6 protein-coding genes are annotated in these 16,092 nt (G+C 67.8%); 3 read left to right on the forward strand and 3 right to left on the reverse strand.

From position 1 onward, the window contains the following. Window positions 1-319 precede the first annotated feature (319 nt). From pks13 to NE2_RS03665, 3 genes are all read left to right on the forward strand, one after another. Window positions 320-5,512, forward strand: a complete 5,193-nt coding sequence (gene pks13, locus NE2_RS03655; RefSeq protein ID WP_063023887.1) for a polyketide synthase Pks13 — start codon at window positions 320-322, stop codon at window positions 5,510-5,512. Continuing rightward, complete coding sequence (locus tag NE2_RS03660) at window positions 5,509-7,053, forward strand: acyl-CoA carboxylase subunit beta (protein WP_063023871.1); 1,545 nt, start codon at window positions 5,509-5,511, stop codon at window positions 7,051-7,053. The genes pks13 and NE2_RS03660 overlap by 4 nt, the downstream gene beginning before the upstream one ends. Window positions 7,054-7,267: 214 nt before the next feature. After that, window positions 7,268-7,468 (forward strand): DUF5988 family protein, encoded by a 201-nt coding sequence (locus NE2_RS03665; protein ID WP_036497026.1) that lies wholly within the window; start codon window positions 7,268-7,270, stop codon window positions 7,466-7,468. A 93-nt stretch (window positions 7,469-7,561) separates the two neighbouring features. On the opposite strand, the gene NE2_RS03670 is transcribed toward NE2_RS03665, so the two are convergent. The 3 genes from NE2_RS03670 to NE2_RS36180 all read right to left on the reverse strand — a co-directional run. Continuing rightward, window positions 7,562-10,933: an arabinosyltransferase domain-containing protein gene (locus tag NE2_RS03670; protein ID WP_373862219.1), complete on the reverse strand. Its 3,372-nt coding sequence runs from the start codon at window positions 10,931-10,933 to the stop codon at window positions 7,562-7,564. A gap of 112 nt (window positions 10,934-11,045) precedes the next feature. Next, window positions 11,046-14,297 (reverse strand): arabinosyltransferase domain-containing protein, encoded by a 3,252-nt coding sequence (locus NE2_RS03675; RefSeq protein WP_063023874.1) that lies wholly within the window; start codon window positions 14,295-14,297, stop codon window positions 11,046-11,048. Window positions 14,298-14,347: 50 nt separating this feature from the next. Continuing rightward, on the reverse strand, window positions 14,348-16,092 hold a 1,745-nt coding region (locus NE2_RS36180), incomplete at its 5' end, for a DUF6541 family protein (RefSeq protein WP_063023876.1).

Here is a 16,092-nt window from a genome sequence, read left to right on the forward strand (position 1 = left end):
CCGGTCCGTTGGTCGCTGTGACGTGCCCGTTCGACGGGCCGGCCGGCAGCCCGCAGCGGTGTGGAATTCGCCGGGGGACGCGATCTGCCGGCGGGTTGTCCACAACCCGCGACTTATCCACATGACGGCGAATCGGCTGTCAATCCCCGCCCGCGCAACATTCGCACACAGGTAGCTTGAGGAATTGATGGCTGACAACGAGGGCACCCAGACGACGGCAACCACCGGCGACGCGAACGCCGAGGTGGAGCAGCAGACCACTGCGACCGAACAGAGTGTGACCGAACCGGGCGGCGCGGCGAAATCCGGCGGCACCGATATGTCGGTGGCCGAGCTGCGCGAGTGGCTGCAGCGCTGGGTCGCCGACGCCACCGGCCAGCCCGTGGAGCAGATCACGGTCGACCGGCCGATGGAGGAATTCGGCCTGGCCTCCCGTGACGCGATCGCCCTGGGCGGTGATATCGAAGAGCTCACCGGCGTCCTGCTGAACGCGACGATCGTGTATCAGCACCCGACCATCGCGGCGCTCGCCGAGCGGATCATCAACGGTGAGCCGGAGGCGCCGGAGGAGGCGGCCGACGACGCCTTCTACACCGCCGGATACCAGCCTGGGGCGGCGCACGATATCGCCATCGTCGGTCTGTCCACGCGATTGCCCGGAGCAGGCGATACGCCGGAGTCGACCTGGGATTTCCTGATCAACCGGGGCGACGGCATCCGGGAGCTGCCCGAGGGCCGCTGGTCCGAATTCCTGGCCGATCCGGATATCGCGGCGGCCGTCGAGAACGGCAATACCCTTGGCGGCTATCTCGACCAGGATGTGATCAAGGGCTTCGACGCGGAGTTCTTCGCGATGTCGCCGGTCGAGGTCGAGCGCGTCGATCCGCAGCAGCGGCTCATGATGGAGCTGACGTGGGAAGCGTTGGAACACGCGCGAATTCCGGCGAATACCCTCAAGGGTGAATCGGTCGGCGTGTTCATCGGCACCTCGACCAACGATTTCTCGTTGATCGCCGCACTGGGGCTGGGCAAGTCGGACGCCGACGCTCCGGCCTCGGCCGATGCCTACGCCCTCACGGGCGGCTCCACCGCGATCGTCGCCAACCGGGTGTCGTACTTCTACGATTTCCGCGGTCCTTCGGTAGCCGTGGACACCGCGTGCTCCTCGACCCTGGTGGCGGTGCACGATGCGGTGCGCGCCCTGCGTAACGGCGACGCCGACGTGGCGCTGGCCGGTGGTGTGAACATGCTGCTGGCCCCCGCGATCACGCTCGGATTCGACTCCATCGGCGCGGTCGCGAAAGACGGCCACATCAAAGCGTTTTCCTCCGATGCCGACGGCATGGTCCGCAGTGAGGGCGCCGGCATGGTGGTGCTCAAGCGCCTGGCCGACGCCGAACGCGACGGAGACCGAATTCTCGCGGTCGTGAAAGGCACTGCCGTCAACTCCGACGGCCGTTCCAACGGCATCGTCGCCCCGAATCCGGATGCCCAGGTCGATGTCCTGCGCCGCGCGTACCGGGATGCCGGTATCGCGCCCTCGACCGTCGACTACATCGAGGCACACGGCACCGGTACCCCGATCGGCGATCCGATCGAGGCCGACGCGCTCGGCCGGGTGGTCGGCCGTGGGCGCGAAGACGACAAGCCGGCGCTGCTGGGTTCGGCGAAGACCAACTTCGGACATCTCGAATCCGGCGCCGGAGCCGCCGCCCTCGCCAAGGTGATTCTGGCGTTGCAGCACAACGTCATTCCGCCGAATATCGGCTACGCGGGGCCGAGCCCCTTCATTCCGTTCGATCAGGCACACCTGAAGGTCGTCGACGAGCCGACCGAATTCCCGCGCTACAGCGGTACCGCCACCATCGGCGTCTCCGGATTCGGATTCGGTGGCACCAACGCGCACGTGGTCATCCAGGAATACGTACCGGCCGCCGCCACCGAGGTGAAAGACGATGCGGCGCAGGGTACTTCGGCCGAAACCGAGCTCGACGCCGAGCTCGACAACGAGGCGACCGATGTGCTCGCCGGTGCCGAGGCGATCGTCGAGGGCAACGATCCGCTGGCCGAACCCGAGCCCGTCGCCGAGGCTGCCGAGTGGACGCAGGAACGCACCGAGCCCCTGCCGGTGATCCTGCCGGTTTCGGCCTACCTGCCGTCGCGCCGTCGCCGGGCCGCGAGCGACCTCGCCGACTGGCTCGAATCCGAAGCGGGACAGGCGACTCCGCTCGAGGATGTGGCACGGTCGCTGGCCAAGCGCAACCACGGGCGTTCGCGCGGCGTGGTGCTGGCGAAGACGCACGAGGAGGCCGTGGCCGGCTTGCGCGCCATCGCCGCCGGTAAGCCGGGACCGGGTGTGTTCACCGCCGATTCCCCGGCCGCCCAGGGCCCGATGTGGGTGCTGGCCGGATTCGGCTCGCACCACCGGAAGATGGGTAAGCAGCTCTATCTGGAGAATTCGATCTTCGCCCGGACCGTGGACGAGGTCGACGAACTGGTTGTCGACGAGGCCGGATATTCGGTCAAGGAGATGATCCTCGACGACGCCCAGGACTGGGATGTGGGCACCTCGCAGGTCGGTGTGTTCACCATCCAGCTCGGTTTGGCCGCGCTGCTGCGTGCGCACGGCGCCGAGCCGGCGGGCGTGGTGGGACATTCGCAGGGCGAGGCGGCCGGCGCGTACATCTCCGGTGGCCTCCCGCTCGAGGACGCGGTGCGTGTGATCTGCGCACGCTCGCGGCTGATGGGCGAGGGCGAGCAGATGATCACCGACGACCAGGTGCGCAATATGGCCCTGGTCGAGTACAGCGCCGAAGATATCGAGAAGGTGCTGCCGGAGTATCCGGATCTTGAGGTGGCGGTGTACGCCGCGCCGACCAATACCGTGATCGGCGGGCCGCCCGACCAGGTGCACGCGATCGTGGCGCGCGCCGAGGCCGAGGGCAAATTCGCCCGGGTACTGCAGACCCGCGGTGCGGGGCACACGTCGCAGATGGATCCGCTGTTGGGCGAGCTGGCCGCGGAGCTGGCCGGTATCGAGCCGACCAAGGTGACCACGGATCTCTACTCGACCGTGCACAAGGCGACCGTGTACAAGGCCGGTTCGGACCCGGTACACGATGTCGATTACTGGGTGACCAATATGCGCGGCTCGGTGTACTTCACCAACGCGATCCGCCGCGCCGTCGACGCCGGCATCACCACCTACCTGGAACTGGCGCCGAATTCCGTTGCGCTCATGCAGGTCATGGGCACGACCTTCGCCGCCGGTGTGCACAACGCGGCCCTGATCCCCACGCTCAAGCGTAAGGAGGACGAGGCCGCGGGCGTCATCTCCGCGCTCGCCCAGCTGTATGTGCAGGGCCATCCGGTCGACCTGGTGTCGCTGCTGCCCGCCGGTGACTACGCCGACGTGCCGCGAACGGCCTTCCTGCGCAAGGAATACTGGCCCAAGGTCAGCATCGCGACGGGTTCGGGCAGCGGTCGCGCGCCCGGTGCGCACGTGGCGCTACCCGACGGCCGCCACGCCTGGGAGGTCGCGGCCTCGGCGGTCACCGATCTGGCCGGTCTGGTGAATGCGGCTGCGGCGCAGGTGTTGTCGGAGGTCGCACTGGGTGCGACCGTCGCGCATTCCCCGTTGCCGGCGTCCGGCACCCTGACCACGACGCTCACCCCGCATCCGGGCGGAGCCTCGGTGCAGGTGCACGTCCGCGAGGGCAATGCGTTCCGGCTGCTGTTCGATGCGGTGGTCACCGCGAGCGCACCGTCCGGCAACGGAACTCCGGCTCCCGCCGTCCAGCCCGCTCCCGCTCCGGCCGAGACGGACAGCGGCACAGCCGATCTCGTCGTCGCGGAGAGTTTCGGCGATCGCTGGGATCCGAACGGGACACAGACCGTCGAGGAGCGTCTGGCCACCATCGCCGCGGAATCCATGGGCTATGCCGTAGAGGATCTGCCGATGGAGATCCCGCTGATGGAGCTGGGTCTGGACTCGCTGATGGCGATGCGGATCAAGAACCGCGTCGAATACGAATTCGACATCCCGTCGCTACAGGTCTCGGCGGTGCGCGATGCCAGCCTCAACGAGGTCGGCAAGGTGCTGCGCTACGCCATCGAGCACCGTGACCAGGTCGCGGCGATGGCGGAAAAGCAAGCCGCCGAAGGTGGTTCGCTCACCGTGGACGACAACTTCGTCGCCGCCGCGCGCGCGGCGATGGAGGCCGGAGAGGACCCGGCCGCGGCGGTGAAGCAGCAGGTGGAAGCCGCCGAGCCGAAGCCGGCCGAGTCGGTTGCTCCCGCCGGTGATGCGGCCGACGCGAAGACCGGATCCGAGAACGGCACCGCTCCCGCGCAGGCAGCGGCAGTGTTCGGCGGCGGCCGAGACGCGGGCACCAAGGAACCGGAATCCGATGTGCCCCCGCGTGATGCGGCCGAGCGGTTGACCTTCGCGGCCTGGGCGATGGTGACCGGTAAGTCGGCCGGCGGTATCTTCAACACCCTGCCGATTCTCGACGAGGACACCGCGGAGAAGCTGGCCGCGCGCCTGTCGGATCGGGTCGGCGCGACGATCGACGTCGAGGATGTGCTCGATTGCGAAACCATCGAGCAACTGTCGGATATCGTCCGGGTACACCAGGACAACAGCGGTGACGTCGAAGGATTCGTACGGCCCCTGCGGCCGCGAGCCGAAGGCTCGAAAGCTGTGCCGGTCTTCGTATTCCATCCCTCCGGCGGTAACACGCTCGTTTACGAACCCCTGCTGAAGCGGCTGCCGGAAAGTACTCCGATGTACGGCTTCGAGCGGGTCGACGGTTCCATCGAGGAACGGGCGCGTCAGTACGTCACCAAGATTCGGGAAATCGAGCCCGCTGGCCCGTACGTGTTCTACGGGTGGTCACTGGGTGCGGTCCTGGCTTTGCAGGTGGCACAGATCCTTCGTTCGGAGGGGGCGGACGTCCGTCTGGTCGGCCTGATCGACTTGGCTCTGCCTACCCAGGATGAGGACAACAGTCCTCAGGGACGACGCGGCCGCATCGAGCGTTTCCAAGCCTTTGCGCAGAAGACTTACGGCATTCAAGGCGAACTGGACGACGAGATGCTGCAGGAACTCGCGGAGGCGTCCGACGAGGAGCAGTTCAAAATCGTCACGGATTTGCTGAAATTCGCTGACGTGAAGATCCCGGGTGGTGTCATCGAACACCAGCGCTACTCGTGGATCGAAAGCCGTGAGTTGGAGAAGGCCCAGCCGTCTCACTACGAGGGCGATGTCGTTCTCTATCTGGCCGATCGGTATCACGACGGCATGATCGAGCTCGAGCCTCGTTTCGCCGAACGCAAGCCGAACGGCGGATGGGACGACTACATCCCCAACCTGGAAGTCATCCACATCCCGGGTGACCACCTCCAGATCATCGATGAACCGCGCGTCGCGCAGATCGGTGCCGACCTCACCCGGAAACTGGCCGCGATCAGCACCGAAGCCGACGATGCGCCCGGGAAGGGAGAGCAGTGAGTACGACCGCCGAGAGGCTTGCCGACCTGCGGAAGAAGCTGGAACTCGCGCAGGAGCCGGCCGGCGAAGCGGGGATTGCCAAGCGGGCCAAGAAGGGTATCCCCTCGCCGCGCGAGCGGATCAACATGCTGCTGGACCCGGGCACCTTCGTGGAAATCGGTGCGCTGGTTCGCAATCCGGCGGACAAGAACTCGCTGTACAGCGACGGTGTGGTCACCGGCCACGGGCTGGTGGAAGGCCGGCCGGTGGCGGTGTTCTCGCACGACCAGACTGTGTACGGCGGGACGGTCGGCGAGATGTTCGGCCGCAAGGTCGCCTCGCTCATGCGCTTCGCCGCCAAGATGGGTTGCCCGCTGGTCGGCATCAACGACTCCGGCGGCGCGCGCGTGCAGGAGGCGGTGACCTCGCTGCGCTGGTACGGCGAGATGGCGATCGCCCAGGAATCGCTCTCGGGTGCGGTGCCGATGGTGTCGCTGATCCTCGGCAACTGTGCCGCCGGTGCGGTATATCAGCCGATCTGTACGGATGTCGTGATCGCCACCGCATCCGCGCACATGTTCGTCACCGGCCCACAGATCACTCGCGAGGCCACCGGTGAGGATGTGAGCGCCGACGAGCTGGGCGGCGCCTACAACCAGGCCGACTGGGGCAATATTCACCACGTCGCCAAGGACGAGAAGGCGGCGTTCGAGTGGGCGCGCGAATATCTGAGCTATCTCCCGTCCAGCTGCCAGGAGGAGCCGCCGATCGTCAATCCGGGCCTCGAGCCCGAGATCACCGAAACCGATCTGGAACTGAACAGTTTCGTCCCCGACTCCGACAACGCCAGCTACGACATGCACGAGGTGCTGCTGCGGATCTTCGACGACGGCGGCTTCCACGAGGTCGGGTCCGATATGGCCCGCAACATCATCACCGGTTTCGCCCGGGTCGACGGCCGGTCGGTCGGTGTCGTCGCCAACCAGCCGATGTACCTGGCGGGGGCGCTCGATGCCAAGGCGTCCGACAAGGCCTCGCATTTCGTGCGGATGTGCGATGCGTTCGAAATTCCGCTGGTGCTGGTTGTGGACACGCCCGGGTTCATGCCCGGTTTGGAGCAGGAGAAGGCCGGCGTCATCAAGCGCGGTGGCCGCTTCTTGTTCTCCTTCGTAGAGGCGACGGTTCCGAAGGTCACCGTCGTGGTTCGTAAGGCGTACGGCGGCGGCTGGGCGGTCATGGGTTCCAAGGCCCTCGGCGCGGATGTGTACTTCGCCTGGCCCACCGCCCGGATCGCCGTGATGGGCGCGGAGCAGGCGGTCGGCCTGGTCGGCCGCCGCCAGCTCGAGGCGGCGCCGGAGGATCAGCGCGAGGCCATCCGCAAACAGATGATCGACTTCTACAACGCGACCGCCGCCACCCCGTGGCCCGCGGCCGAGCGCGGCTACATCGATGCGGTCATCGAACCCTCGGCGACCCGCCTGGAGATCCGCAAGGCGCTGACGCTGCTGCGCGACAAGCGCCTGCAGCGCAACCCGCGCAAACACCACCTGCTGCCGCTGTAACTGCGCGCTCGCCACCGACGCCGGCCTCTGCGCATCACTCTCGAGCGAGGCCGGCGCTCGTGTCGGTACCGCGTTGCCGCCCCGGGCTGCCAAGTCTGCCGTCGGCGTCGTGCCTACGTGCGTATGCCGGGGTAACGCCCGGTTGAACGCCGGGTAGCGCGTGTCTTTCGTGGAATCGCCCGGTCGGCGGGCCGCCATATGAGAGCCTTCAGCTATGGGTAGCTCACCGAAGGCTGTACTCGAAGGCGGGCCGGCCGACCTGCCGCACCGCATCGTTCCCATCACCCCACCCGGCATCGAATTACGCGTGCAGAACGCCGGTGGCTACGAACGCTTCAAATCCACACCACGCCGCCAGGACACTCCCGAAGGCAATCTCCCGGTCTACGAGTGGATCGAACACGTCGACGTGTAGGCCCCGGCCCGGCAATCCCACATCGCTGCATACGACGACGGCGGGCGGCGCACGATATGTGCGCCGCCCGCCGTCGTCGGTCCGGACCGACGATCAGAACACGCGCAGCTGTCCCGGACTCCAGAATCCGGAGCGCGTCGCGGTGCCGGTGTCCACCTTCGCCGGTGTGGCATCGGTGTAGTACCGGTCGTAGCGCTCCAAGGTGCCCCAGTCACGAGCCCAGTTGTCCTTCAGATAGGTCGGGATCGTGGTGGAGCCCGCCAGCATCTGGGTGAAACCGAGCGGGCCGCCGAATTCCTCGGCCTGCCAGGTATCGGTCGAGCTCACCGCGAGCGGGCGGTCGGGCAGGATGCGGTAGTTCGGCATCGTCGCCACGCCGTAGCGGTGCGGGAACGGGTTCTGGCACGGGAACTGCAGGCCCACCGCCCAGTCCTCGAGCACCGGTTGCTCGGAGCCCAGGAAGTTGTTCAGCGTGACCATCTTCGGCACTCGCGGCGGTGTGAACGCCAGCCACTGGTCACCGATCAGCACATTGCGATTGGCCGAGATCCGCACCGCATCGGCGTCCGCGGCGATCTCCGACAGCGGAACGCGCAGGTTGCGCCACGACGGCGCCGGGCCGATATCGCGCGGGACGTAGCTGCCCTCGAATTTCACCGAACCGTCGGGCTGACGTTTGCCGTACTCGAGCTTCAGGTCCTGGCCGTACTGCAGCGCCCCGGTCTGGTCGAAGGACAGGATGCGGCCGGCCGCGGAAATGACCACCAGCGGTGCATCGGCCGAGCGAGCGGGCAGTTCGTACCAGCTCGAGGTCAGATGCGCGGGCTGCTGCAGGCCCTGCTGATAGCTGCCCATCACCGGGGTCGCCTTCGGGTCGAGGCCGTAGGGCAGTGCCACCGTGGAGCCGTTGATACCGGCCTCTTTCGTGGTGCCGCCGCCGGTGCCCGCGTTCTGTCCCTCGGCGAAGTTCGCGCCCACCGACTGGTTGGAGGTGTTACCGGTGCCCGGCTTCACCTCCACCGCATCGGCTTTCAGATCGGTCGGCACGCCGTTGGGGTCGAAGCCGGTCGGGTCGACACCGGCCAGCGGATCGTTGTCCTTGGGCGGATGCGCGGGATCGATGATCGGATTCAACCGGCCCTGGTTCGGGTTCGACTCGACCAGAACGTCATCGGCGATTCCGCAGCGGTTGCCGTCGACCGCGTCGACATTGCCGCGGGCCAGTGAGTAGGCCGGGTACTGGGTCACAGCGCCCTTGGCCAGCGACAGCACCTCGAACAACACCATCGCCGCGGCGACGAGCGTCAGCGGAATGGCCGCGAACCGCCGAATGCGCTTGCCGCGCGAGGATTTCGAACTCTCCGGCGGTTTGGCGTAACCCTCGCGCAGCGCCTGCCAGGCCACCACCGCGAGCGCGAGGCCGAACAGCACCAGCATCAGCGTGTTGGACTGGAAGCCGTGCAGGGAGACCGTCTTGTCGAACCACGGCACGCCGTAACTCGAGACGTACCAGTAGCCGTTGGTGCCGGAGAACGACAGCGCCAGAGCGAACAGCAGGGCGGCCAGGAAGATCGAGCGGTTCTTGCGCGACCGCAGCGCCGTCGCCGAAACCGCGACCGCCGTCACCGCCGCGAGCGCACCCGCGATGCCCGCGTACGCGCCGAAGTGGTGGGTCCACTTGGTCGGGTTGAACATCATGAAGAAGATGGTTCCGCAGACCACCCCGATCAACCGCCAGGTCGGACCGCTGGAGATGCCGGGAATCTGCTTGCGCCGCAACAACACCAGGGCAGTGGTGATCAGGCACAGGATCATCACGATGAAGGCGAACCGGCGGGAGACCGAGCCGTCGACGGTCTGCACGAACAGGTAGTAGTAGCGCAGGTAGTCCTCATACCAGGCCAGGTTCGGGCCGGTGAGGCGCCGCACGCGGTTGGCCTCCTGGATCCCGGCGAAGGTCTGGTCGCTGTAGACGACGGTGAGTACCAGGAAACCGGCCGCCGCGATCGGCGCCAGCAACGGTAGTGAGGATACGAATCCCGAAGCGCGCCAGCCGCTACCGGCACGCGCCTGCAGGTCGCGCTTGCGGCGCACCACGATTCGCACCAGCGGCCGGATCCCGGCGAGCAGGGCGGCCACACACATCAGGCCGGTCGGCGCCGCGGCGAGGGTGAACGCCGCGACCAGTACCGCGCCGGCAGCGGGCAACAGGCGTCCGGTGGCGATCGCGCGTTCGATGGACACCCAGGTCAGCAGCGCGCCCAGCGCGACGATCGGCTCCGAGCGCAGGCCGTTGTCGTAGGGCAGCCAGAAGGCGAGGAACACCAGCCCGCCGGTCCACAGCGCGACCTTCGAGGTCCGCACGCTGCGGCCCAGTCGTGGCACCACCTCGCGGCTGATCACCATCCAGCACAGGATTCCGCACAGCAGCGCGGGGATGCGCACCCACGGGCTGGCCGTGGAGATCTGCGCGAAGACCTGAATGACGTCGTAGTACCAGCCGAACGGCGCCTCCGGCACGCCGTACCAGCGGAAGTAGTTGGCCAGATAGCCCGCGTGCGGCGCCACTCGCACCATCGTCAGGATGTAGCCGTCGTCGGAGGTGTTGGCGCCGATGAAATGCCACACCAGCAGAACGCCCAGGACCGCGCCGTCGGCCCAGGTCGGCTTCAGCCAATGCGCGGGGAAGAAGCGGCGGTGGCCGCGGCCGTCGCTGGTGTCGAGGCGGCCGAGCGCGGCCAGCGCGATGAGTGTGCACAGCACCGCGGCGATCATCGCGACCAGTTTGATCACGGTCGGCGAGGACGAGAAGCGGGAATCGACGGTCATGTGGAACGACAGCCCGGCCGGCGCCGCACCCTTCAGATCCGAGAACACGCCGACCACCTGCGGCCGCAGATCACCCTGCAGGGCGCCGTCCACCGGCACGGTCACGGTTTCGGTGCCGCCGTCGGCGGCGGGCCGTTCGACCTGCTTGGTCAGGCCCTCGAAGTGGGCGTAGGTGCGGTCGATATCGGAGGTGATGGTGATGGCGGTGCAGCCCTCGAGCTCGCTGCGCTTCGCGGAGGCGACGATCGCGTTGCGGTCGACCACGTCGACCGAATCGCTGGTGACACGCACGAACATGCCCTCGAGCGCGGCGCGGTCGCCCTGCGGCGGCGCGGTGTTGAGCAGCATGCCGCCCTGGGGCAGCGCTGCCACCGTCGAACACGGGATGGATGCCCGCAGATCCACCGGGACCTGCGACATCAGCGGCGCCTCGACATTGCCGATGGTCCCGCCCTGCGGCCAGTTCACCTCGGCGGTGGTCTGCTGGACCGGCAGAAACGGGGTGGCGAGCGCGAAGATCGCGCCGAGCAGGCCGGCGATCACGGCGATCATCCGGGCGGTGCGGAAATCGCGCGACGTTACCGGTTGTTCGGCGACCGTCGGTTTTGTCAAGACAGCTGTTGCGGCGTCGGGCACGGATGGTGATGTTATCTGCCCACACTGAGAGTGACCGTGTTCACGGGAACGGTTCGGACCTATCGATTTTCCGAACCGTTGCCCGTATTTCCGCTACATACCGGTCGACCTGCTATTTCACTTTGATGGGCGCATCCTTGGCCCAGCCCCAGCGCGTCTGAACCGTCACCCCGACATCGGCCTGGCGCGCCTCCGGGACGTAGGGGGTGAACCGTTCCAGCGAACCCCAGTCCCGGCCCCAGTCGTCGTTCAGATAGGCGGGGATGGTCTGAGCCGACAGCAACAACCCGGTCCAGCCCAGCGGGCCGCCGCCGATATCGTCCTGCCAGGCGTTGGAGGCGTCGGAACCGACCCGGTCCGGCAGGATGCGCCACTTCGGCACCTCGGCTACGCCGTCCTTGTGGTCGAACGGGCGCTGGCAGGGAAAGGCCAGACCGACGTGCCAATCCTCGAGGACGGGATCGGTGTGTCCGACCACCGAATCGAGGGTGGCGAGCTTCGGCAGGCGTGGCGGTGTGACCGCGAGCCACTGCCGCGGCGTCAGATCGTTGGCGACCGCTACGATCCGCACCGCGTTGGTCCCGTCCGGAATGCGGTCCAGCGGCACCCGCATATTCCGCCACGACGGCGCCCCGCCGATATCCAGCGGTACGAACGAGCCCAGCGGGCGCACGGTGCCGTCGGCGGCGCGGTCGCCGAATTCGACGCGCAGATCCTGGCCGTAGGTGACTACGCCGTCGGCATTCACCGATTTGATCCGTCCGGCCGCGGTGACCACCAGGACCTTGCGGTCGGGATCCTGGCGAGCGCCGGGCAGGTCCATCCGGTACCAGCCCGAGGTCAGATGCGCCTGCTGTTTGGTCCCGGTGGTGTAGCTGCCCAGCACCGGGGTGCGGGCCGGATCCAGACCGAACGGCAGCGCGACGGTGCTGCCGTTGACGCCCGCCTGCTGTGTGGTGCCGCCGCCGGTGCCCGCGGTGGTGGTGCGGGTGGTCTTGTTCGCGGAATCGGCGTTGACCGAATTCGCGCCGCCGGTGGTCGTCTCCTCGGCGTCGGCGGTCAGATCCTTGGCCACACCGTTCGGGTCGAAGCCCACACTGTCGGCGCCGAGCGCGTCGGCCGCGGAACCGGAGTAGGGCTGCAGCAGGGAATCGGCGGTATCGGTTTCGGTGAGGACCGCGTCGGCCAGGGAGCAGGGATGTCCGCCCAGGGCACGGACATTCGACTTCGCGATGGAATAGGCCGGATATTGCGTAATCGCACCCTTGCCGAGGGAGGCGACCTCGAACAGCACCATGACCGCGGCCGCGATGGTCAGCGGTTGCACCGCCCAGGTGTCGAACCGCCTGCGGCCCTCGGTCTTTCGATACGGCTCGCGATAGTACTGATACGCCGCCAGCAGCATGCTCAGCACCGCGAGTCCGAGGAACAGCGTCGAGAGGCCCTTACCCGCGATCAGCGGCGCCTTGTCGTACCACGGCACACCGTAGCTGGAGACATACCACCAGCCGTTGGATCCGGTGAACGTGATCGCCAGCAGGAAGAACACCGCGGCCGCGAACAGCGAGCGGTTGTAGCGGGCGCGAATTCCGTTGATACCCACCGCGACCGCGGTCAGCGCCGCGAGTGAACCGGCCAATCCGGCATAGACGCCGAAGTGGTGGGTCCACTTGGTGGGCGTGAACATCATCAGCAGCAGCGACATGAACACGATGCCGAGGATGCGAGCCGAAGGGCCTTTCGAGGTACCCGGAATGCGGCCGTTCTTGCGCAACATGACCAGAACGCACACCAGCAGGCACAGCAGCATGCCGAGAATGCCGAACCGGCGGGCCAACGAGCCGTCCGGCGCCAGCATCAGCAGCGAATCCCAGCGGGTCCGCTCGTCGAACCAGGCCACATTCGGTCCGATGATCTTGCGGACCCGGGTCGCCTCCATCACCGAGGCCAGTGTCTGATCGGCGAAGACCACCACCAGGACCAGTGCTCCGGCGGCCGCACCCGGCGCGAGCAGGGCGCCGTACCGCAGTATCGCCGCGCGGGCCGAACCGCCGCCGCGGGCGCGGGCGATGATGTGCTGCAGGACCGGTCGCGAGCCGGCGACCAGGGCGGCGATGCAGATCAGGCCGGTCGGTCCGGCGGCGAGCGAGAACGCCGCGATCAACACCGCGATCGCGGCGGGCAGCAGTCGTCCGGTCGCGATCGAGCGTTCGATCGAGCACCAGGTCAGCAGCGCGCCCAGGGCGATCAGCGGTTCCGGGCGCAGGCCGTTGTCGTAGGGCAGCCAGGCGACCAGGAACACCAGCCCCGCCGTCCACAGCGCCACGGTGTCGCGGCGGACGCGAGAACCCAGACGCGGCAGCACTTCCCGGCTGATCACCAGCCAGCACAGCACACCGGCCAGCAGGGCCGGCAGCCGCATCCACCAGCCGGCGTCGCTCACCCGGGTCATCCAGGCCAGCACCTCGTACGGCCAGCCGAAGGGCGCCTCGGCCACTCCGAACCAGCGGTAGTAGTTGGCCATATAGCCCGAATGTTTCGACGCCCGGGCCATATTCAGGATGTAGCCGTCGTCGGAGGTGTTGGCGCCGATGATGTGCCAGACCACCAGGATGCCCAGCACCACCACATCCGCGACGGTGACCCGCCACCAGTGGGCCGGCAGGAAGCGGCGCGGTCGTCGCCCGTCGGCGGTATCGATCAGGTGCAGGCAGATCAGTGCGATGAGGGTGAAGACGACCGCGCCGATGATCGCGGCCAGCTTCAGCGGGCTCGGCGTCGACGAGAAGCGCGAGTCGATGGCGGCGCGCAGGTGGGCGTCACCGAGCTGCGCTCGCGTGAGATCGGTGAAGACGCCGACGATTTGGGGTCGCACATCGCCGCCGACGGTGTTGGTGAACGGTGTGCCGTCCTGCCGCGTCACACCGGTGAATTCGGCCGTCGTGGCCTGGGCCGTGGAGGTGACGACGAAGCGCGCGCAGCCACCCACCTCGGCCAGCGGCGCCGAGAGCAGCGGAATATCGCGCAGCAGCACCGAGAGTGTGCGCCCACCCGGCTCGTCGGTGACCTTGGCGATCAGACCCTTCGCGGAGGCATTGGGTGCGTCGGCGGGCACCGTGGACAAGACCGTGCCGCTGGGCAGTTCGCGGAGCGCGCTGCACGGCAGCGAGGCGTCGACGGTGAGCGGCACATACGACACCAGCGGCGCGTTCACCGGGACCGATTGCGGCTGCGGCCAATCCAGGCTCGCCCGGTCCTCCCGCACCGGCAGCAGCGGCGTGAGCACCGCGAGGGCGACGGCGATCAACCCCGAGAGGAGGGCGATCACGCGGATGCGGGGAAACGCTGGAGAGTCTGCGCGCACCCAGCGATGCTAGGCGACCGGAGCGACGGGCCCGGAGGTGGCAGGGCGCATCACCGCAGTCCGCGCACATCCCAGACGACGACACCGTCGGCCACCTGCCCCGGGATGCCGAGCAGCTGGTCGAGGGTCGCGCGGATCGCCCCGCCGTGTTCGGTGGGCGGCAGGACGACCACGTCGGCATGCCAGTCGGCCAGATCGGTCAGCGCTTGCGCCTTCGCCCGGGAATCGACCGGCTGGATCCGATCGGTTTTCTGCGCCCGCATCAACAGCGTCGCGGTCGGCCGATCGTCGGGACCGTAGCGGCCCTTCTTGTCGGCCGTCGGCCCGACGAAATAGCCGCCCGCGAGCGGAAAGCCGAAATGGGCATCGACCTGCCAGTTCAGCGGCTGGGCGTCGAGCCGGGTCGGCGGCGGCGCGATCACGACGGAGCCGTCGCCGACATAGCGGCCGACCGTGCCGTCGGTGAAGAACCGCGGCGTCGGATCGCGATGGGTCACCGGCAGCACGGTGGGGACCAGCGGGACCAGTGCCAGCGCGACGGCGGTGAACCAGATCGTTGGCCGCAGGTCATTCGCGCTGGTGCCGGCGTACTCGAGGATTCGCTGCGTCCCCAGCGCCAGGATCGCCGCGAGAGCCGGAATCGCGGCCATGGTGAACCGCGTCTCCAGCACGGTGTTCAGCAGCGGCACGTGGTCGAGCCAGTGCCACGGGAGGGTGATCCCGGTATCGGACCTGCCGATTCGCAGCGATACGCCCAGCGACAGGACGCTGAACACGACGATCACCGTCGTGGCAGCGCGAATCGCCCGATGGTCGCGGTGGCGCGAGCGCCACAGCCAGACCGCGGTCACGGCGGTCAAGGCCAGCAGCGGCCACCCGAAGAAGGCGTTCTCCTCGGTCGGATTGATCGCCGGGGTCTTGCCCGGGGCGAAGACCCCGCCCAGCGACTGCGAGGGAAATTCGACCAGCGCCTCGAGATCGTTGCCCATCGGCCCGTGATCGATGGACCGGTAACTCTGCGGCCCGAAGAACTGCCACCACAGCGGAATCGCCGTAGCGGCCACCGTGATCACCGCGGCCAGCGCCAGGATCGGCGTCACAGCACGCACCACCCGCAGCCCGGTCCGAGGTTCGTGCAGGTAGTAGACGAGGGCGTACAGGCCGAAGCCCAGGGCGAAGATCAGCAGCGGCTCCTCGCCGAGCGCGATCTGCAGCGCGACCAGAACCGCGAGCACCACGGCCTCTCGCACCAGCCGCGCCCGGCTCACCGTTTCGTCGGACGCGGCCCGGCGCGCCATCCGGACGACCAGGATCGCGAGCACCGGAAGGATCGCCAGACCGACGAAATTGGGGTGGGCGTTGGCATGCGAGATCATCGCGGGGGCGAAGCCGCAGAACGCGCCGCCCAGGGCGGCGGCGAAACGGGACCGCACCAACTCCCGCGAGAACAGCCAGTACCAGGCGAAACCGGTTCCGGCGAGACCCAGGGTGAGCACGAGCGCGAAGGTGACGGTCGGGCCGAACAGCACGGTCACCGGCGTCAACGGAATCCCGACGCCGAACATGGCGGTATTGGCCATCATGTTCACGCCGTCGGGATAGTTCTGCAGATTCGTGCCCAGCGGATTGTGCCGATGGATCACCGCATGTGCGGTTTCGGCGAAGAACCACTCCCACATCGACTGGTCCTGGCCACTCTTCACCAGGTATCCGTGCGCGGTGTCGCGCCACTGCCCGGACAGTACGTACACAGCGGCAGTGAGATAGAGGACGGCGACCGCCAGATCTGCGCGGG

It is taken from the genome of Nocardia elegans NBRC 108235, from assembly GCF_001612845.1.
Taxonomy (GTDB): Bacteria; Actinomycetota; Actinomycetes; order Mycobacteriales; family Mycobacteriaceae; genus Nocardia; species Nocardia nova.

Coding starts and splice junctions, on each gene's coding strand:
- pks13 (WP_063023887.1), top strand. CDS start 320: ATGTCGGTGGCCGAGCTGCGCGAGTGGCTGCAGCGCTGGGTCGCCGAC.
- NE2_RS03665 (WP_036497026.1), top strand. CDS start 7,268: ATGGGTAGCTCACCGAAGGCTGTACTCGAAGGCGGGCCGGCCGACCTG.